Source organism: Stappia sp. G46H5W (genome assembly GCF_058448995.1).
The window spans coordinates 415,399-434,192 of sequence record NZ_JBZFLL010000001.1; the positions used below are offsets into that span (position 1 = coordinate 415,399).

Here is an 18,794-nt window from a genome sequence, read left to right on the forward strand (position 1 = left end):
ATTTCCGGTCTCATCCATCGACCCGCCCTCACATCACCTCGCCGCCGGCGACCGCAATCGCCTGCCCCGTCACCGAGCGGGCGGCGTCTCCCGCAAGCCAGGCGACCGTATCTGCCACCTCATCGGGATCGATCAGCCGCTTCTGCGGGTTATCGCGCACCATGTCCGCGATGATGTCCGCCTCGTCGCGACCCGTCTTCTCGCGGATCTTCGCAACGCTCTCACGCACCAGATCGGTATCAGCGAACCCGGGACAGACCGCATTGACGGTCACGCCGGTCTCGGCTGTTTCGAGTGCCAGAGAGCGCGTCAGGCCGATCACCGCATGCTTGGCGGCCACATAGGCCGAAACATAGCGGTAGCCCTTGAGCCCCGCGGTGGAAGCGACGTTGACGATGCGCCCTTTGCCAGCCTCGATCATGTCCGGCAGCACGGCATGGCAGGCGTTCACGATGCTCATCAGGTTGACGGAGAACATCCGTTCGAAGCGCTCGGGCGAAGTCTTGAGAAACGGCGCGCTCTCGGCCTGGCCGGCATTGTTGACGAGGATGGCAATCCGGCCGTGCTTGGCGGCAGCCTTGCGGAGCGCCTCGGTCAGGGCGTCGCGGTCGGTGACATTTGCGGCAGCAAAGCCCACCGCCCCGATCTCGCGCGCGGTCTCCTCCGCCCGCTCGGCGTTCCGACCGAGGATGGTGACGGTCGCTCCGCCAGCGATCAGCCGGCGGGCGATGGCAAGCCCGATACCGCGCGTTCCCCCGGTTACCAGGGCGTGACGGCCGTGAAACGGAGCCTCTTTCGCCATGCCTCTCCCCGAAATTTTCCGGTCGTTGCCGCACCACCAGAACGACGTTGCGTCCCGAATTATTTTAAGCTTAAAATATCTGCGAGGGGGACGCAAGCGCATCCATGCGGCGACCCGATACCGGCAGCACGCTGGCCCGACGGGAGGCCAGCGGAGATCCAGCCGGCGGCGATGTCCCGCAAACCGAGAACGGACAGGGAAGGATCTGGTCATGCGTATCGAGGTCATCGGCGGCGGCCCGGCAGGGCTCTATTTCGCGATCCTCATGAAGAAGGCGCGCCCGTCGGCCCGCATCACCGTGCACGAGCGCAACCGGGCGGACGACACGTTCGGCTTCGGCGTGGTGTTTTCCGACCAGACGCTGGAAACCTTCGAGAAGTACGACCGCGAGAGCTATCGCGCGATCACCGAGAACTTCGCCTACTGGGACGACATCGCGATCCACTACAAGGACGCGAGCTTCCGGATCGGCGGCAACGGCTTTTGCGGGTGCTCCCGTCGCACGCTTCTGCTGCTCCTGCAGGAGCGCGCTCGCGAGCTAGGCGTAGAGTTGCAGTTCCAGACCGAGGTGCCGGGTATCGAACAGTTCCCCGACGCCGACTTGATCGTGGCCGCCGACGGCATCAATTCGGCGGTGCGCGAGGCGCATCGGGACCACTTCCGCCCCTCGGTCGACATGCGGCCCAACAAGTTCACCTGGATGGGCTCCACCAAGCCGCTCGATGCCTTCACCTTCTACTTCAAGGAAACCGAGCACGGCATCTTCATCGCCCACACCTACCAGTACGAGCCGGGCCGCTCGACCTGGGTCCTGGAGACCGATCCGGAGACCTTCGAGAAGGCCGGTATCGGCGCGATGTCCGAGCAGGAATCCGCCGACTTCTTGGAAGGTGTGTTCGCCGAAGAGCTCGACGGCCACAAGCTGCTCATCAATCGCTCGATGTGGCGCAACTTCCCGATGATCCGCAACGCCCGCACGACGATGGGCAATGTGGTGCTGCTGGGCGACGCCAAGTCGACGGCCCACTTCTCCATCGGGTCCGGCACCAAGCTGGCCATGGAGGACGCCATCGCGCTCTACGAGAGCGTCATGCGCAAGCCGAGCATTGCCGACGCTCTTGCCGATTTCGAGGAAACGCGCCGCGAAGAGGTGGAGAAGACCCAGCACGCGGCGGACGTGTCACTGGTGTGGTTCGAGCACGTGAAGCGCTACTGGCACATGGATCCGGTCACCTTCGCCTTCGGCGTGATGACCCGTTCCAAGGCGATCACCTACGACAATCTGGAGCTGCGCGCGCCCGACTTCGTGGCGGCCGCGACCCGCGCCTTTGCCGAGAAGGTCAAGGCGTCCGGTCTCGACGTCGACACGCAGGCCCCCACGGTGCCCGCCTTCCAGCCGCTGCGCCTGCGCGAGATGCAGGTCGCGAACCGCTTCGTCGTTTCGCCGATGTGCATGTATTCCGCCGTCGACGGCATGCCGCAGGACTTCCACCTTGTCCACTATGGCTCGCGCGCCATGGGCGGCGCCGGTCTCGTCTTCACGGAGATGACCTGCGTTTCGCCGACCGCCCGCATCACCCCGGGCTGCGCAGGCCTATGGACCGACGAGCAGCAGGCAGCCTGGACGCGCATCGTCGATTTCGTCCACGGACAGTCCGAGGCGAAGATCTGTCTGCAGCTCGGGCATGCCGGACGCAAGGGCGCCTCGAAGCTGATGTGGGAGGGCATGGACCGTCCGCTTCCAGAAGCCGAGGCATGGCCGATCCTGTCGGCGTCTGCCCTGCCCTACTATCCGGAGAGCCAGACGCCGAAGGCGATGGACCGGGCGGACATGGATGCGGTGAAGGCGGATTTCGTCGCCGCCGTCGAGCGGGCGATCGCCTGCGGCTTCGACATGATCGAGCTGCACTGCGCCCACGGCTACCTGCTGGCCAGCTTCCTGTCGCCGGTCACCAACCAGCGTGACGACGAGTATGGCGGCTCCATCGAGAACCGCCTGCGCTATCCGATGGAGGTGTTCGAGGCGACGCGGGCGGCTTGGCCGAAGGACAAGCCGATGTCGGTCCGCGTTTCGGCGACGGACTGGATCGAGGGCGGCATCACCGGCGACGACAGCGTGGTGATCGCCCGCGCCTTCGCGCAGGCCGGGGCAGACCTCATCGACGTCTCCACCGGCCAGACCAGCCCGGCCAGTTCGCCGGTCTACGGCCGCATGTTCCAGACATCCTTCGCCGACCAGATCCGCAACGAGGCCGATATCGCCACGATGGCGGTCGGTGCCATCACCTCGGCGGACCAGGCCAACACGATCCTGGCGGCCGGACGCGCCGACCTGATCGCGCTGGGACGCCCGCACCTGGCGGATCCGGCCTTCACGCTCCGCGCGGCCGGCGACTACGGCGCCGGCGATATTTTCGCGCCGAAGCAGTACCAGCCGGGCAAGTTCCAACTGCTGCGCAATGCCGAGCGCGCTCGCGAGGAATTGAAGGAGCTGAAGCTCAAGGCCAAGCCGAAGACGCACAACCCGGCCTACCGCGAAGCCGCGGAATAGACCCGGAAACCCGGCGAAACGGCAAGGGGTGCGACCTGCGGCGGCAGGCCGCGCCCTTTGCAATCGCGCTTGTGCGACTCGGCGCTCGAGAGTAAGCATTCGCGCGAGTTTTCACCTTTTCCGGACATCAGAACGTGGATCAAAGCATCCGTCGGACCAGCGCCGACTCGCTCGCCAGCGCGAACGGGTCGAGCCGCCTGGTCGTGCTGGACGCCCTGCGCGGCCTTGCGGCCCTCGGCATCCTATGGCGCAACATCTTCGTCTTCGGCATGCCGGCGGTCGCGTTCTCCCTCCCTGAGGAATGGGGCGAGGCCGTCGTCTCGAACGTCGCCTCCTGGCTGTTCGTGGTCATCTTCGTGGATGGCACGATGCGCGGGCTGTTCTCGCTGATCTTCGGCGCGACCGCGATCCTGCTGATGGAACGGCACGCCCGAAACCCGGGCGGCCTGGCTGCGGCGGACCTCTACTTCCGCCGGCTGATGTGGTTGATCGTGTTCGGCATCGTCCACGGATACCTGCTGCTGTGGCCGCATGACGTGCTCTACGTCTACGGCCTCCTCGGCATGTTCCTGTTCGTCTTCCGCAACCTGTCGGGCCGCAAGCTGCTGGCGATCGGACTGGTGATCTTCGCCATCTCCTCGTTCAAGGACGGAACCGGCCTGTCGCTGGACCAAATCTCCAGCGACGCATTCGAGGCCGCCCAGAGCGAGCAAGTACAACCGGGCGAAGGGATCGACACGCAGCCGGCGGAGGCCGCTCAGCCTCCCCTCGCCCAGCCGCAGAACGACAGCACGCAGCCAGATACCGAACAACAGGAAAGCGACGACGAGGCCGCCATGTTCGAGGAGCTGGAGCGCATGGCTCTGGCGGAGATGGACGAACGCCTCGCCGGCTATACCGATGTGGTGCGAAACCTTGCTCCCGAAACCTTCCAGGAGCAGACAACGCTGTTCTTCACGGACCACATCCTCGATGTCGGCGCGATGATGTTCTTCGGCATGGCCCTCTATCGCCTGGGAGCCTTTTCGGGCGGCTGGAGCACCGGACAATATGCCGCGATGGCGCTCGTCGGACTGTCTGGCGGTATCTTCCTCGGTTTCCTGGTGCACGGCACCAACGCGATCCCGGGCTTCGAGAGCTGGTCGCTCGGGTCATGGGATGCCTATTTCTACAATCTTCGCCGACTGTTGATCGGTCTGGGCCTGATCGGTCTGGCCAACCTCCTGGCGCGCGGGAGCGCAGGGCGGATCCTGCTCGCGCCGTTCGTAGCGGTCGGCAAGATCCCCCTTACCGTCTATATCGGCCAGACGGTGATCTGCGGCGTCGTGTTCTACGGCTTCGGTTTCGGGCTGTTCGGATCGATGGAGCACCATCAGCTTCTGTTGGCGGCGTTCGCAATCAACGTCGCCCAGATCCTCTTCGCCCTCGCCTGGCAGCGCACAGGGCGCCAAGGACCGCTGGAATGGCTTCTGCGCTGGCTGGTGCAGCAAGGACCGCAGGCGTCCATGGACGGCGACCGGAAAGCCTGAGGCGGGCCGGCCGTCAGTCGCAATCCCGGCGCGAGGAAACGCCGACGCCGCCCTGCTGCCCGCTTCCCACAACGACACCCGTCGACCGGCAGCGCTCCCGGCGGGTCAGCGGGCGCGGCTTGCCCGCCATGCAGGCGGCATAAGCCCTGTCGAAGGCGGCCTGCCAAGCCTGCTCGTCCACCCGGCCAAGCCCCTCGAGCGCGGCAATTCCGCCGCCGGTACGTGCGCCGCGCGCAGCACCTCCCGGACTCCAGCCCGTCCCGAAACGGTCGCGCCCGGCCAAGCCTCCGATAATTGCTCCATCGATGCCGGCAGCTGCAACATCGCCCGCATCCGGGCCTCGCGGTGTGTCCTGGTCGGCAAAGTCCGCGGCCATGTCGGCGCAGGCTTGCGACATGGCCGGATCAACCGGCTCCGGGCCGGAATCAGCATGTGCGGCCGGCGGCATCGCCAGCACACATGCGAGCGCGCCGGCAAGTGCCGCAGCACTCGCAGATGCTCTCCCCTTCCCGTGCCAAGCCACCCTCATTGCCACCCTTTCGGCCGTTTGCCCCAGATGCTCTCGCACGATGCACGCCTGAAACCCCTTGGAGCCTATTCGGTTTCCGCTTTCCGCATGCTTAACTTGCTGGTCTGTGCATGACGGGGCTTCACAGAGGAAATATTTTAGGCTTAAAATATTTCCAGACCGCCGAGAGAGCGGGTGCGGCCAAACAGCCGCGATAACGACCATATGCCATCCAGATGCACGCAGAGGCCAGGGGGCCTCGATGCGGGCGGTCCTGAGGGGAGACTAGAATGAAGCGTATGTTCACGGCGGCAGTAGCCGCAGCGGCGCTTGGCCTGACCGGCATGGCCGCTCAGGCCGAAAGCCTGAAGATCGGATTCCTCGCCACCTTGTCCGGCCCGCCGGCCGCACTTGGCGAGCACATGCGCGATGGCTTCCTGCTCGGCGTGAAGCAGGCAGGCGGCAAGCTCGGCGGTCTCGACACCGAGGTTCTGGTGGTCGACGACGAGTTGAAGCCGGATGCGGCCCTGACCAAGGTGCGCGGCCTGATCGAGCGCGACCAGGTCGACATGCTGGCCGGCATCGTCTTCTCCAACGTGATGATGGCCGTCTACAAGCCGATCATCGATGCCGAGACGATCTTCGTCGGCGGCAATGCCGGTCCTTCGCCGATCGCCGGCAAGGCCTGCTCGCCCTACTTCTTCACCACGTCCTACCAGAACGACCAGAACCATGAGGCGATGGGCAAGTATGCCGAGGACGCCGGCTACAAGCGCATGGTCATCATGGCGCCGAACTACCAGGCTGGTAAGGACTCGCTCGCCGGCTTCAAGCGCTACTTCAAGGGCGAAATCGTCGACGAGATGTACACGCAGCTCGGCCAGCTCGACTTCTCCTCGGAGCTAACCAAGATCGCCGCGGCCAAGCCGGACGCCGTGTTCGTGTTCATGCCGGGCGGCATGGGCGTCAACCTCGTCAAGCAGTATGCCCAGGCCGGCCTGTCCGGTCAGGTACCGTTCCTGTCGGCCTTCACCGTCGACGAGACGACACTGCCGGCAACCCAGGACACCGCACTCGGCCTGCTGTCCGGCGCACAGTGGGCGCCGAACCTCGACAACGAGGCCAACAAGGCCTTCGTCGCCGCCTTCGAAGCTGAATACGGCTACGTGCCGTCCATCTACGCCTCGCAGGGCTACGACGCGGCACGCCTGATCGACGGCGCCGTGAAGAAGGCCGGCGGCAAGGCCGACAAGGCCAAGCTGATGGCCGCGATGAAGGAAGCTCCGTTCGAAAGCGTGCGCGGCGAGTTCAAGTTCAACACCAACCACTTCCCGATCCAGGACGTGTATGTGGTGAAGGCCGTGAAGCGCGACGACGGCAAGTATGCCACAGAGACCGTCGAGATGGTGTTCGACGACAAGATCGACGCCTATGTCGGCGAGTGCGGAATGAACTGATGCAGTTCCCCGCCGGGGCATGTGCACGCCCCGGCGGGACTTTCGCCCGACCCCATCCCACCGCAAAGCTTGCGCAACCGACGAGGCCGGTCCGTTGAGCGCCACCCTTCTTGCCGTCCAGACGCTGAACGGCCTGCAACTCGGCATCCTGCTGTTCCTGATCGCCGCTGGACTGACGCTGGTCTTCGGCGTCATGGACTTCATCAACCTGGCGCACGGCGTCCAGTACATGCTCGGCGCCTATCTCGCCGTCACCGGATACAGCCTTACCGGCACCTTCTGGGGCGCCCTGCTGTTCGGCATGCTCGGCGCACTGGTCGTTGGTCTTGTGCTTGAGCTGCTGGTCTTCCGACACCTCTACGATCGAGACCACCTGGATCAGGTGCTGGCGACCTTCGGCATCATTCTGTTTCTCAACGAGGCGGTCCGCACGGTCTGGGGCTCGACCCCGCTGACCCTGCCGATGCCGGACCTGCTGAGCGGTTCCTTCGAGCTGATGGACGGCCTGCTCTATCCGGTCTACCGCATCGCGCTGATCGTTGCCGGCCTGGTCGTTGCGGCCGTGCTCTACATCCTCGTCACCCGCACCCGCGCCGGCATGCTGGTGCGCGCCGGCGCCACCAACGCACCGATGGTCGCGGCACTGGGCGTCGACATCCGCCGCCTCTTCATGCTGGTCTTCGGCTTCGGTACGATGCTCGCGGGCTTTGCCGGCATTCTCGCCGCGCCGATCCTGGTCGTCGAGCCGGGCATGGGCGACAACCTCCTGATCCTGGCCTTCGTTGTCATCGTGATCGGCGGCATCGGCTCGATCCGCGGCGCCTTCATCGCTGCGCTGATCGTCGGGCTCGTCGACACGCTCGGCCGAGGCTTTGCCACCGACATTGCCAAGCTGGTGATGTCGCCGTCCGCCGCAAACAGCGTCGGCCCGGCCATCGCCTCGATGCTGATCTATCTCCTGATGGCTGCGGTCCTGTTCTTCCGGCCGACCGGCCTCTTCCCGGCACGTGGAGGCTGAGCCGATGACCGCAAGTCCCATCTCCACGACAGAGCCTGCAACGAGCTCAGCTCCCCCGGCCCCGCGGCGGTCTCGCGAGACGCTGATCGCTGGCGTCGCGTTTCTCCTGTTTGCCCTGCTGCCGCCGGTGGCCATGGTGATGGAAGATACGTTCTTCGTCTTCTTCGCCATCCGCGTGATGATCTTTGCCATCGCCGCCGTCAGCCTGTCGCTGATCCTCGGCTTCGGCGCTCTCGTCAGCTTCGGCCATGCGGCCTATCTGGGTCTCGGCGCCTATAGCGTGGGCATCCTGGCCGAGCACGGCTACTGGGACGTGACCATCTCGCTCCCCATCACCCTGCTCGTCTGCGGCCTGTTCGCCGCGATTACCGGCGCGATCAGCCTGAAGACGCGCGGCGTCTACTTCATCATGATCACCCTCGCCTTCGGTCAGATGGCCTATTACACGGCGACCTCCCTGTCGGCCTATGGCGGAGACGACGGGCTGACCATCTGGGGCCGCACCGAGATCTTCGGCGCGTCCGTCCTCGGCGACCGGACAACGTTCTACTATGTCGTCCTTGGCATGCTGATGCTGAGCTATGTCATCGCCCGGGTCATCGTCGCCTCCCGTTTCGGCCGGGTTCTGCAGGGCGCCAAGCAGAGCGAGATGCGGCTGCGGGCCGTCGGCATCGATCCCTACTGGTACCGGCTGGTCGCCTATGTGATCGCGGGAATGATGGCCGGTGTTGCCGGTGCGCTGCTGGCCAATGCCACAAACTTCGTGTCGCCGGCCTACATGTCCTGGCACCGGTCGGGCGAACTCATCGTCATGGTGGTGCTGGGCGGTCTCGGCTCGCTCGCAGGCTCCATTGTCGGGGCCGCAAGCTTCCTCATCCTGGAAGAGGTGCTGGCGCTTTTCACCGAACACTGGCGGCTGATCTTCGGCCCGCTTCTCGTGCTGGTCGTGCTGTTCGGCAAGGGCGGCCTGACCGCAATGCTCGGCGGAGGACGCAAAAATGGCTGATCCCATCCTGCAGCTTCAGGACCTCACCAAGGCCTATGGCGCGCTCAAGGTCACCGACCACGTCTCTCTCGACGTACTGCCCGGCGAAATCCACGCGATCATCGGTCCGAACGGCGCCGGCAAGACCACGCTGATCGGCCAGATATCCGGTTCGCTGCGGCCGGACGGCGGCAGCATCCGCTTCGCCGGCGAGGACGTGACCCATCTGCCGATGCATGCAAGGGCGCGTGCCGGGCTTGCGCGCTCGTTCCAGATCACCGAGATCCTGCCTGCCTTCACCGCCCGCGAGAACGTCGCTCTGGCGCTGCAGGCGAAACAGGGCCATTCGTTCCGCTTTCTGCGCAACGTCTCGCGCGACCGCGACCTCAATGACCGCGCGCTCGCCTGCCTCGCAGAACTCGGCCTTTCGCATCGCGCTGACCTGCCGGCCGGCATCCTGTCGCATGGGGAAAAGCGCGCGCTGGAGCTTGCCATCGCCATGGCTTGCGAGCCCAAGCTGCTGCTTCTCGACGAGCCGATGGCCGGTACTGGCCGCGAGGAGACCGACCGTCTGGTCGAGGTCCTCGGCCAATTGAAGGGGCGCTACGCGATGCTTCTGGTCGAACACGACATGAGTGCGGTTTTCGCGCTCGCCGACCGGATCTCGGTGCTCGTCTACGGACAGATCATCGAGACCGGCACGCCGGACCAGATCCGCGCCAGCACCAAGGTGCGGGAAGCCTATCTTGGCGAGGAGGCCGCCTGATGAGCCATCTGCTGGAACTGGACGGCATCGAGGCCGCCTATGGCGCGGCGCAGGTGCTGTTCGGCATGAGCTTCACCGTCGGCACCGGCGAAGTCGTGACGCTGATGGGCCGCAACGGCATGGGCAAGACCACGACCATCCGAACGCTGATGGGAATGATGACGGCCAGCAATGGCCGGATCCGCTTCGAAGGAGCGGATCTGACGGGCGCGCCCTCCTATCGGATCGCACAATGCGGGATCGGCCTGGTGCCGGAGGGCCGTCAGGTGTTTCCGACCCTATCGGTGGAAGAGAACCTCGTCGCCACCTCCGCGAACCGGTTCGGTGCAACGCCTGGCTGGTCGCTGTCGCGGGTCTACGAGTTCTTTCCGCGGCTCAAAGAGCGCCGCTCCAACATGGGCAACCAGCTTTCCGGCGGCGAGCAGCAGATGCTCGCCATCGGCCGGGCGCTGATGACCAACCCGAAACTCCTCATCCTCGACGAGGCGACCGAAGGCTTGGCTCCGCTGATCCGCGCGGAGATCTGGGCCTGCCTCGAAAGGCTCAAGGGCGACGGCCAGTCGATCCTCGTGGTCGACAAGAATGTCGAGGCGCTGGAGGTTCTGGCCGACCGGCATGTGGTGGTCGAGAAGGGGCAAGTCGCCTGGAGCGGAACCAGCGCCGAGTTGAAGGCCGACCCGACGATCCGCGAGCGCTATCTCAGCGTGTAAAAACCGCTCATTTCAGCCATTGCGAGAGATCGGCGTCCCCGATCCGGCACCCTTGCGCGCAATGCATGGCCGTATTGCGAGCCCGTCCCGCAATTTCCTTGCGTCTGCGGTTCCGATCTCGTACCCCATCCTTCCAAACTAATAGTCATACGAACTGATCGAGGCGAGCATGCCGACTTACCGGTCCAGAACCACCACCCACGGACGCAACATGGCGGGCGCGCGCGGCCTGTGGCGTGCCACAGGCATGAAGGACGGAGACTTCGGCAAGCCGATCATCGCCGTGGTCAATTCCTTCACCCAGTTCGTGCCGGGCCACGTGCACCTCAAGGACCTCGGCCAGCTGGTCGCTCGCGAGATCGAGGCTGCCGGCGGCGTCGCCAAGGAGTTCAACACGATCGCCGTCGACGACGGCATCGCGATGGGCCATGACGGCATGCTTTACTCGCTGCCCTCGCGCGAGATCATCGCCGACAGCGTCGAGTACATGGTCAACGCGCATTGCGCCGACGCCATGGTCTGCATCTCCAACTGCGACAAGATCACCCCCGGCATGCTGATGGCCGCGATGCGCCTCAATATCCCGGTCGTGTTCGTCTCGGGCGGTCCGATGGAAGCCGGCAAGGTGAAGCTGGCGGACGGCAAGGAGCGCCACCTCGACCTGGTCGATGCAATGGTCGCCGCTGCCGACGACAGCATGTCGGACGAGGACGTTCAGGCCATCGAGCGGTCCGCCTGCCCCACCTGCGGCTCCTGCTCCGGCATGTTCACCGCCAACTCGATGAACTGCCTCACCGAGGCTCTCGGCCTGTCGCTGCCGGGCAATGGCTCGACGCTCGCCACCCACGCGGACCGCAAGCGACTGTTCGTCGAGGCCGGCCACCTGATCGTCGACGTCACCCGCCGCTACTATGAGCAGGACGACGAGAGCGTGCTGCCGCGCTCGATTGCCAACCGCCAAGCCTTCCACAACGCCATGTCGCTCGACATTGCCATGGGCGGCTCGACCAACACCGTCCTGCACCTGCTGGCCGCGGCGCGCGAAGGCGAGATCGACTTCACGATGGCAGACATCGACAAGCTGTCGCGCAAGGTGCCGGTGCTCTGCAAGGTCGCTCCGTCGGTCTCGCATGTTCACATGGAAGATGTGCACCGGGCCGGCGGCATCATGGGCATTCTCGGCGAACTCGACCGTGCCGGTCTGCTGGACACGTCGCTGCCGATGGTCCATTCGCCGAGCGTTGCCGATGCGCTGGATCGCTGGGACGTCAAGCGTACAACCAGCCAGAGCGTTCACGACTTCTTCCGCGCCGGTCCGGCAGGCATCCCCAGCCAGACCGCATTCTCCCAGGATTGCCGCTATGACAGCGTCGATACCGACCGAGAGAAGGGGGTGATCCGCGCCAAGGAGCATGCCTACTCCCAGGACGGCGGGCTTGCGGTTCTCTACGGCAACATCGCCCGCGATGGCTGCATCGTGAAGACGGCGGGTGTCGACGAGTCCATCCTCAAGTTCACCGGCCGCGTCCGCATCTTCGAAAGCCAGGACAGCGCCGTCAGCGGCATCCTGACCGGCAAGATCGAAGCAGGTGATGTGGTGCTGATCCGCTACGAAGGTCCGCGTGGCGGCCCCGGCATGCAGGAAATGCTCTACCCGACGAGCTATCTGAAGTCGAAGGGCCTCGGCAAGAAGTGCGCCCTCGTCACCGACGGGCGCTTCTCCGGCGGCACCTCGGGCCTGTCCATCGGCCACGTTTCGCCGGAAGCGGCGGAAGGCGGCGAGATCGGCCTTGCGATGGAGGGCGACACGCTCGAGATCGACATCCCGAACCGCACGATCCATCTCGTCGTCTCTGACGAGGAAATGGCACGTCGCCGCGCGGAGATGGAAGCCAAGGGCGCGGACGCCTGGAAGCCGGGTGAGAAGCGCACGCGCAAGATCTCCACGGCCCTGAAGGCCTATGCGCTGCTTGCGACCTCGGCCGCAGAAGGTGCTGTGCGCCGCGTCGACTGAGCGAGCACCAGCAGAACAAAAGAACGGCCGCCCATTGGGCGGCCGTTTTCATTTCGAACTCAAGACTCAAGACTGCGGCGGCTGCCCTGAAAGGTGAGCACCAGCGTATCGGCCGGTGCTCGCCCCTACAGGCACCAGCGCATCAGCGCGGTGCCATGCGGATCGCACCATCCAGACGGATCGTCTCGCCATTGAGCATCGGGTTCTCGCAGATTGCCGCGACGAGGTCCGCATATTCCGCCGGACGGCCGAGACGCGAGGGAAACGGCACCTGCTGACCGAGCGAATCCTGCACTTCCTGAGAAAGTCCCAGCAGCATCGGCGTCTCGAAGATGCCCGGCGCGATGGTCATGACGCGAATGCCGGACTTCGACAGGTCACGAGCGATCGGCAGCGTCGAGGCTGCAACACCGCCCTTAGAGGCGGCATAGGCGACCTGTCCGATCTGGCCGTCGAAAGCCGCGACAGAGGCGGTGGAGACGATCACGCCGCGCTCGCCATCCGCCGTGATGGGCTCGAGTTCCACCATCGCCGTCGACGAATGCGCGATGCAGCGGAAGGTACCGATCAGGTTGACCGCAATGACCTTCTCGAACATGTCCAGCGGATGCGGCTCGCCGCGCGAGGTGGTCTTGGCGACCGGCGCGATGCCCGCGCAGTTGACGAGAATACGCTCGACGCCGAAATGCTCGCGAGCGGCGGCAAAGCCGGCCTTCACGCTGTCATTGCTGGTCACGTCGACCGCAACGAAGGCGCCGCCGATTTCCTTGGCAATCGCCTCGCCCTGCTCCACGTTCATGTCGAAAAGCGTGACCTTGACGCCGGCGGCGGCAAGACGGCGAGCCGTAGCAGCACCAAGGCCCGACGCACCGCCCGTTACGACAGCGGCAATCCCTTCCCCAAGCTTCATGTTCACTCCCTGATTGTATCGAAGTGCAGCGCACTCCCTTGGACCGTATCGGTGAGCAAGAGGTGGCAGGAAGCGACCGGCCGGTCAAGCACCTGCCATCCATGACCTAACGTCATGCGAGAACAACGAGATCGAGCGGTTCGGACAGTCCGGGAACGACCTGACAAGGTCGAATTTCCGGCCCGAAATCCGGGGTTCCCTGCTTGAGAGCAGCCTCATACGTCGCGCGGTCCGTAAGCACGATGGAGCCCTGCCCTTTGTTGGCATCTTCCAGCTTTGCCGCCCGGTTCACCGCGTCTCCGATAACGGTGAACTCCAGCCGGCCGGCCGCACCGACGACCCCGACCGTGACCGGGCCGGACGCAATCGCCGCGCCTGCTCGCAATGGCTCCGGCCAGCCGAGAGCCGAAAGTTCCGGCGCCAGGGCGGCAAACGTCTCCGGCAGTTCAATGCCAGCGCGCAGGGCGTCCGCAACCGCCGTCGAGCTCGGCCGCGCAGCCCCGAAGGTTGCAAGAACTCCGTCGCCGAGAAACTTGTCGACCTCGCCGCCGTGGCGCGCAATCACCTCGAGCACAGATTCCTGGTATCGGGAGAGGACCACCATCACGGTCTCGGGAGGCAGGCTCGCCGCAATACGGGTAAAGCCGCGGATATCGATCATCATGACCGCGACATCGCGCAGGCTGCCCTGCCCGGCCACCAGTTCCTCCTCGGCGCCGGTGATCGACCGGGCGACCTCTGGCGCGAAGAACCGTCGCAGGTCCTCGGCCGCCGTATGATCGCGCACCGCCTCGAAGAACATCCTGCGACCGCGGTAAAGCGCGACAGAGAGGCACATCGTGACACCGAGCACGACGATTACCTTGTCCAGTTCCGCGCCGATAAGGATCGCATTGGAGGTCAGGTACTCAACGTAGTTGCGGGTGATGGACATGGTCCCCATGCCCTGGACGATGGCGTACAGCACGAGCGCTCCCCAGCCGAGCGCTCCGACAAGACCGGTGATCAGCACGAAGCGCGGTTCGAAGCGCAGCGCCCGCAACGAGATGAAGAGGAACAGATACATCAGCGTCGGCGCCTTCAGATAGAAGGTTGCCGGCTGGGCGTACTGGATGTGGAAAGAGAAGATCAGCCCGCACAACAGCGCCACGTCGACGATGATCGAAATCACCAGATACCAGAACGGCAGGACCATCCGGTACGACAGGACCAGGCGCAGGATCGTGAAGAGGAAGTAGGCGCCAAGAGCAAGGGGGACGAAGTTGAATCCGCCGCCGCCTTCCGCCCGGGGCGCGAGCGTGTAAAGCACTGCAAAGAACAGCACCATCGCCAGCTGGATCCAGCCGATCAGGCGCTCTGCCTCGCTTTCACGCTGAGCGATTTCCGATCGCACCCGTGCCGGAACGCCGCCTGCGGGGTCGCCCCTGTTATCGGCTTGTGCCAACGCCCCTCCCCTCGCCGTCACGCCCTTGCAAAAGGATACATCGCCCCGCGGGTCAGGGAACGACAACCATCCCCTCACGCCCGACGACGGCGCCGGGGTGCCGGCGCGCAGCTTCCTCGCCGATGGCGTCGAGCGCATCGTCGGACCTCTTAGGGTCATGGTGATGCAGGACGATCTGCGAAACGCCGGCTTCCAGCGCCAATTCCACACCCTTCTGCCAGGTGGAGTGCCCCCAACCGGCGTAGCGGGCGTATTCCTGGTCCGTGTACATGGCATCGTAGATCATCACGTCGGCGCCTTCCACGAAGCGCCGGACAGCCCGATCCACTTCGGCATCGCCGTGCTCGTGATCCGTGATCACGCAGATCGATTTGCCCTCGTGCGCGATCCGGTAGCCCGTCGCGCCGCCCGGATGATTGAGCGCAATCGTCGTCAGGCGTGCAGCGCCCTTTCGCTCGACCTCGCCGCCTGCGCGGAAATTGCGGAAAGTCACGGCGCGCAGCGTGTTGGCCGCCACGGGAAAGATCGGCGGAGACATGATGCGACAGATGATATCCATCAGCCCGGAACTGTCGGCAAAATGCCCGGCCCAGGCATTGATGGAAAACCTATCGTCATAGGCAGGGGTGAAGAACGGCAACCCGCAGATATGATCGAGATGGGTGTGGGTGAAGAAGAGATCGTATTCCGCCGGCGGGCGGGCGTGCAGTTCCATACCGAGACTGCGCGCCCCCGATCCGCAGTCGATCATGAAGATGTCATCGCCGGCGTGAATTTCGAAACACGTCGTTTCTCCGCCGTAGCGCAGTGTCGATGGACCGGGCGTCGGCGTCGATCCGCGCACGCCCCACAGCTTCAGCGAAAGGGTCACAGAAAGGCCATCCCCGTCTTCACGCCCTGCCGCCCGAGGACTGGAGTGCGACGAGATCCTGGGTGGTACGATCCAGGCGTTTGGCGAGCGTACGCATCACCTCTAGCGACATATCCGGGAACTCCTTGAGGAGACGGAGGAAATCGTCCTTCGAAACGGTGAGGACGTCCATCTCCTTGGTAGCTACGACAGTGGCCGTCCGGGGAACGTCGCACAGGATCGCGATCTCGCCAACTATCGAATTCTCGCCCAGCCGCGCCACTGCGCGTTCGCCGTCCGGCGTGCTCACGCGCACCTCGGCCTCACCGGCAAGGATGATGAACGCGGAATCGCCCTCGTCCCCCTGATCGCAAAGGTGCTCGCCCGGCGTGAAACTCGTCCGGTCGGAAATGAAGGCCAGGAGCCTCAGCTTGGTGGCGTCGATGCCTCGGAAAAGCGGTACGCGCCGCAGTGCATCGACTTCCGCGTCAAGGGTCACATGTCCTCCTTCGGGAGTGCGGCCGGAACGGTACCGGCCTCGTCCGCAGTCAGGTAAGGGGCGTCAACGGGGGCGAGCAGATGCTTCATCCGGCACCTTCCTCATCCACAACACGTCCCTGGTTCATAACGATACTATGGTCGAATTCGCCCGCCACGATCAAATTGGGCGCGCCGAAAAGCAACATGCGGCCCTTGAGCGCCTTGCGGATCGAGGCGCGCAAGGCCTTGTCGTCGTCGCTGCCGCTGCCCGCGGTATCGTCAAGGATGGTGATCGGAGCGTTCTTCATCAGCGCCCGCACCAGCGCAACGCGCCGCCGCTGCCCCGTGGACAGACGCGATCCCGCGACACCGACATGGAAGTCGAGACCCGCACGCACGATCGGACGGCGCAGTTCCATTTCGTCGACGATGGACCGGATGAGACCGTCGATCTTCTCGCGCGCATCGCGCCGGTCGACGCGTGGGCGCCCGAACAGCAGATTGTCCTCGATGGACATCGGCGCGATGAAACTGTCGCGGTCGAAGACAACGAAGCGGCTCTGGTCGCCGTTCAACCGCTTGTGGAAGGCCGCGCGCGCCGCAACGATCTCCTCACGCATGGCATCGTCCAGAACGCCGAGGCGGTGACGGGCGGGAATCAGCTTGAAGGCCAGCCCAATCAGCCGCTCCTTGTCGGGATCGCGCAGCTGCCCCTTCGACGATTCAAGGCGAGAGGTGCGCACGATCCTGTCGAACTCCGGCAGTTCGTCTAGCGTGATGAAGGAGTAATCCCCGAGCAGGCCGGAATCGTCGCTGACATTTGCAAACAGCTCGACCATCGTGCCGGCGATCTTCAGGCCGATCTCGACCAGCCGGCTCCGCAAGCCCGTCTCGTCGAGCGCAGCAGCAACATCCGGGTCCGATGCCAGGGTGTAGATGCCGACCGTCGGATCAACCGGCATTGCGAAGAGCAGGTTTTCGGCAAGGCTGGCAGAGTTGTTGAACCGCTCGACATCCCACAACTCGACCATCGCAGCGAGACGGCCGTCTCCGGCGACCCTGTCGGCCAGCGCCCTGCGCACGGCAAGCACGCGGTCGGCGAACTCCGGATGGCGCGCCGGGTCGATGGGCGACTGCAATCCCATTCGGAAAACATCCGCAGCAAGGCCGGTCATTTCGATGAGCTCGAGCGCGCGCGAGTCCAGGTCGTCAATCGTATCGACACCGGCGGCCTGGAAGTCCTCCCATTCGGCCTGGATGTCGTAATCCGGGTTCTCCGTTGCACGCGCCTCGGCCAGCCAGCGAGCGTATCTGGCCTTGTCCTCGCCTTCCCGCTCCGGGACGCGCAACGGGCGATGGCGCAGGCCATAGAAAATGTTGTCTCGTACCGTACCGGTCCACACATGCACCGAAGGGCCGACATAGGCTATCTGACGGCCCAGCACCGCCTCGCCCAGATTGTCGAGATTGTGCCCGCCGATCTCGACCCGTCCGCTCGTCGCGCCCAGCAGGCCGGCTGCTAGTTGCAGGACTTCGGATCGACCGGATCCGTCCGGCCCGGCGACAGCCGCCTGAGCCCCGGCTGGTACCGTCAACGAGACATCGAAGACTTCCTGCCCCGCAGCGCCGCCGGAGAAGCTGACGCTGCGCATCACCAGATCGCCGGACAGATCTACGTCCGCGTTGTCGTCCGTCAGCCGCGTGACCGGATAGATGTCGGCAGGATCGAAGTTCTCGACCACGGTCTGGTACTTCACCTCGACGTCCGCAACCATCTGATAGTAAGCCAGCAGCTCCTTCCAGGGGCCGGCAAGATCCTTGTAGGCAGCGATGACGGCAAGCAGCGCACCGATCGAAAGATCACCTTCGATCACCAGCCAACCGCCGATCAGATAGAACAGAAACGGCGTCAACTGGTTCATGAAGTTGTTCAAAAACTTGATGAAATACTTCCAGTTGAAGATCTTGAAGCGGATCTGGTAATTCGTGTAGAGGCGCTCGGAGATGTCCGCGGAGTGCCAAGCGGACGCATCGTTGGCGTGAATTTCCGACACGCCGCCGATGCTCTCGCCGATCTTGTCGGCGATCACGCGCACGTTGCGCACCCGTTGGCGCGACAGCAGAACGACCCGCTTCTGCAGCTTTGGGATGACATAGGCCTGCATCGGGTAGGACGAAATGGCCGCCAGCCCGAGCAAGGGGTCCTGCATGAAGATGAAGCCGATCTGCACGGCCAGCATGCCGCCCTGATAGGCGGGAAGCGCCACGGCCTCGCCGATGAAGCCACCGACGTCTTCCACCTCCGATGTGATCATCGGGATGATCTCGCCGGAGCTGACCTTCTTGAAATGCGGCAGTCGGAAACGCAGGACGCGTTGGAACAGCTCGAATCGCAGGCGGCGCAACATGCGCTCGCCCAGCCGCCCCTTGTAAACATTCAGGGCGAGCTTGATGCCGTTGGACAGGATCACGAGGCCGAGAAAGGCGAGACAGAGCACGACGAGGTAGGACACCTGGTCGAACTCGAGCCCATAGACCTCGCGCGGGAAGTTCTCGCCCTGAATTGCGTCGTTGACGATGAGCTTGGGCAGTTCCAGCAGCACATAGGTGACCGGATAGGCGATCACCGTGATGAGCAGGATCGTCAGTTGCTGACGGGCGCTGTATCGCCAGATGAACTTGAAAAGGCTTTTTTCCATCGTCGGTCGCGTTATCGGGTCGCGGGCCTGTTCACCATCCGGCAGGTCTCACGCGCATCATAGCGCAGCCC

The 18,794-nt window shown here is 64.5% G+C and carries 15 protein-coding genes; 8 read left to right on the forward strand and 7 right to left on the reverse strand.

Translation table 11 applies throughout. The annotated features are described in order from the left end of the window. Positions 1-28: 28 nt before the first annotated feature. Positions 29-802, reverse strand: coding sequence for an SDR family oxidoreductase (locus ACVJ6E_RS01660; protein ID WP_120269179.1), 774 nt, complete (start codon positions 800-802; stop codon positions 29-31). A 211-nt stretch (positions 803-1,013) separates the two neighbouring features. Between ACVJ6E_RS01660 and ACVJ6E_RS01665 the strand changes: the two genes are divergently transcribed. Together ACVJ6E_RS01665 and ACVJ6E_RS01670 are read left to right on the forward strand one after the other, a co-directional pair. After that, on the forward strand, positions 1,014-3,353 hold the full coding sequence (locus ACVJ6E_RS01665) for a bifunctional salicylyl-CoA 5-hydroxylase/oxidoreductase (RefSeq protein ID WP_120269178.1): 2,340 nt from the start codon (positions 1,014-1,016) through the stop codon (positions 3,351-3,353). 134 nt (positions 3,354-3,487) lie between these two features. Beyond that, positions 3,488-4,882: a DUF418 domain-containing protein gene (locus ACVJ6E_RS01670; RefSeq protein ID WP_120269177.1), complete on the forward strand. Its 1,395-nt coding sequence runs from the start codon at positions 3,488-3,490 to the stop codon at positions 4,880-4,882. Positions 4,883-4,895: 13 nt separating this feature from the next. Here ACVJ6E_RS01670 and ACVJ6E_RS01675 read toward each other — a convergent pair whose 3' ends face one another. Next, the gene (locus tag ACVJ6E_RS01675; protein WP_147421874.1) at positions 4,896-5,279 is read right to left on the reverse strand and encodes a hypothetical protein; all 384 of its coding nucleotides are present in this window, start codon (positions 5,277-5,279) and stop codon (positions 4,896-4,898) included. 401 nt (positions 5,280-5,680) lie between these two features. Here ACVJ6E_RS01675 and ACVJ6E_RS01680 point away from each other — a divergent pair, with 401 nt between their 5' ends. The 6 genes from ACVJ6E_RS01680 to ilvD all read left to right on the forward strand — a co-directional run bounded on the left by ACVJ6E_RS01680 (position 5,681) and on the right by ilvD (position 12,340). Further along, positions 5,681-6,847: an ABC transporter substrate-binding protein gene (locus tag ACVJ6E_RS01680; protein WP_120269175.1), complete on the forward strand. Its 1,167-nt coding sequence runs from the start codon at positions 5,681-5,683 to the stop codon at positions 6,845-6,847. Positions 6,848-6,941: 94 nt separating this feature from the next. Next, positions 6,942-7,865: a branched-chain amino acid ABC transporter permease gene (locus ACVJ6E_RS01685; protein WP_199681188.1), complete on the forward strand. Its 924-nt coding sequence runs from the start codon at positions 6,942-6,944 to the stop codon at positions 7,863-7,865. A gap of 4 nt (positions 7,866-7,869) precedes the next feature. Further along, positions 7,870-8,871, forward strand: a complete 1,002-nt coding sequence (locus ACVJ6E_RS01690; RefSeq protein WP_120269173.1) for a branched-chain amino acid ABC transporter permease — start codon at positions 7,870-7,872, stop codon at positions 8,869-8,871. Beyond that, the gene (locus ACVJ6E_RS01695; protein ID WP_120269172.1) at positions 8,864-9,616 is read left to right on the forward strand and encodes an ABC transporter ATP-binding protein; all 753 of its coding nucleotides are present in this window, start codon (positions 8,864-8,866) and stop codon (positions 9,614-9,616) included. Before ACVJ6E_RS01690 ends, ACVJ6E_RS01695 begins: the two co-directional genes overlap by 8 nt. Then, entirely contained in the window at positions 9,616-10,326 is a 711-nt protein-coding gene (locus ACVJ6E_RS01700; RefSeq protein ID WP_120269171.1) for an ABC transporter ATP-binding protein, read from the forward strand. The genes ACVJ6E_RS01695 and ACVJ6E_RS01700 overlap by 1 nt, the downstream gene beginning before the upstream one ends. A gap of 169 nt (positions 10,327-10,495) precedes the next feature. Beyond that, positions 10,496-12,340, forward strand: coding sequence for a dihydroxy-acid dehydratase (ilvD, locus tag ACVJ6E_RS01705; protein WP_120269170.1), 1,845 nt, complete (start codon positions 10,496-10,498; stop codon positions 12,338-12,340). 142 nt (positions 12,341-12,482) lie between these two features. Here ilvD and ACVJ6E_RS01710 read toward each other — a convergent pair whose 3' ends face one another. From ACVJ6E_RS01710 to ACVJ6E_RS01730, 5 genes are all read right to left on the reverse strand, one after another. Then, complete coding sequence (locus ACVJ6E_RS01710; protein WP_120269169.1) at positions 12,483-13,250, reverse strand: SDR family NAD(P)-dependent oxidoreductase; 768 nt, start codon at positions 13,248-13,250, stop codon at positions 12,483-12,485. A 112-nt stretch (positions 13,251-13,362) separates the two neighbouring features. Beyond that, entirely contained in the window at positions 13,363-14,694 is a 1,332-nt protein-coding gene (locus tag ACVJ6E_RS01715; RefSeq protein ID WP_208996705.1) for an adenylate/guanylate cyclase domain-containing protein, read from the reverse strand. 52 nt (positions 14,695-14,746) lie between these two features. Next, positions 14,747-15,565, reverse strand: a complete 819-nt coding sequence (locus tag ACVJ6E_RS01720) for an MBL fold metallo-hydrolase (RefSeq protein WP_199681187.1) — start codon at positions 15,563-15,565, stop codon at positions 14,747-14,749. Positions 15,566-15,584: 19 nt separating this feature from the next. Further along, positions 15,585-16,043 (reverse strand): cyclic nucleotide-binding domain-containing protein, encoded by a 459-nt coding sequence (locus ACVJ6E_RS01725; RefSeq protein ID WP_120269167.1) that lies wholly within the window; start codon positions 16,041-16,043, stop codon positions 15,585-15,587. 85 nt (positions 16,044-16,128) lie between these two features. Then, complete coding sequence (locus ACVJ6E_RS01730) at positions 16,129-18,723, reverse strand: ABC transporter ATP-binding protein/permease (protein ID WP_120269166.1); 2,595 nt, start codon at positions 18,721-18,723, stop codon at positions 16,129-16,131. Positions 18,724-18,794 lie beyond the last annotated feature (71 nt).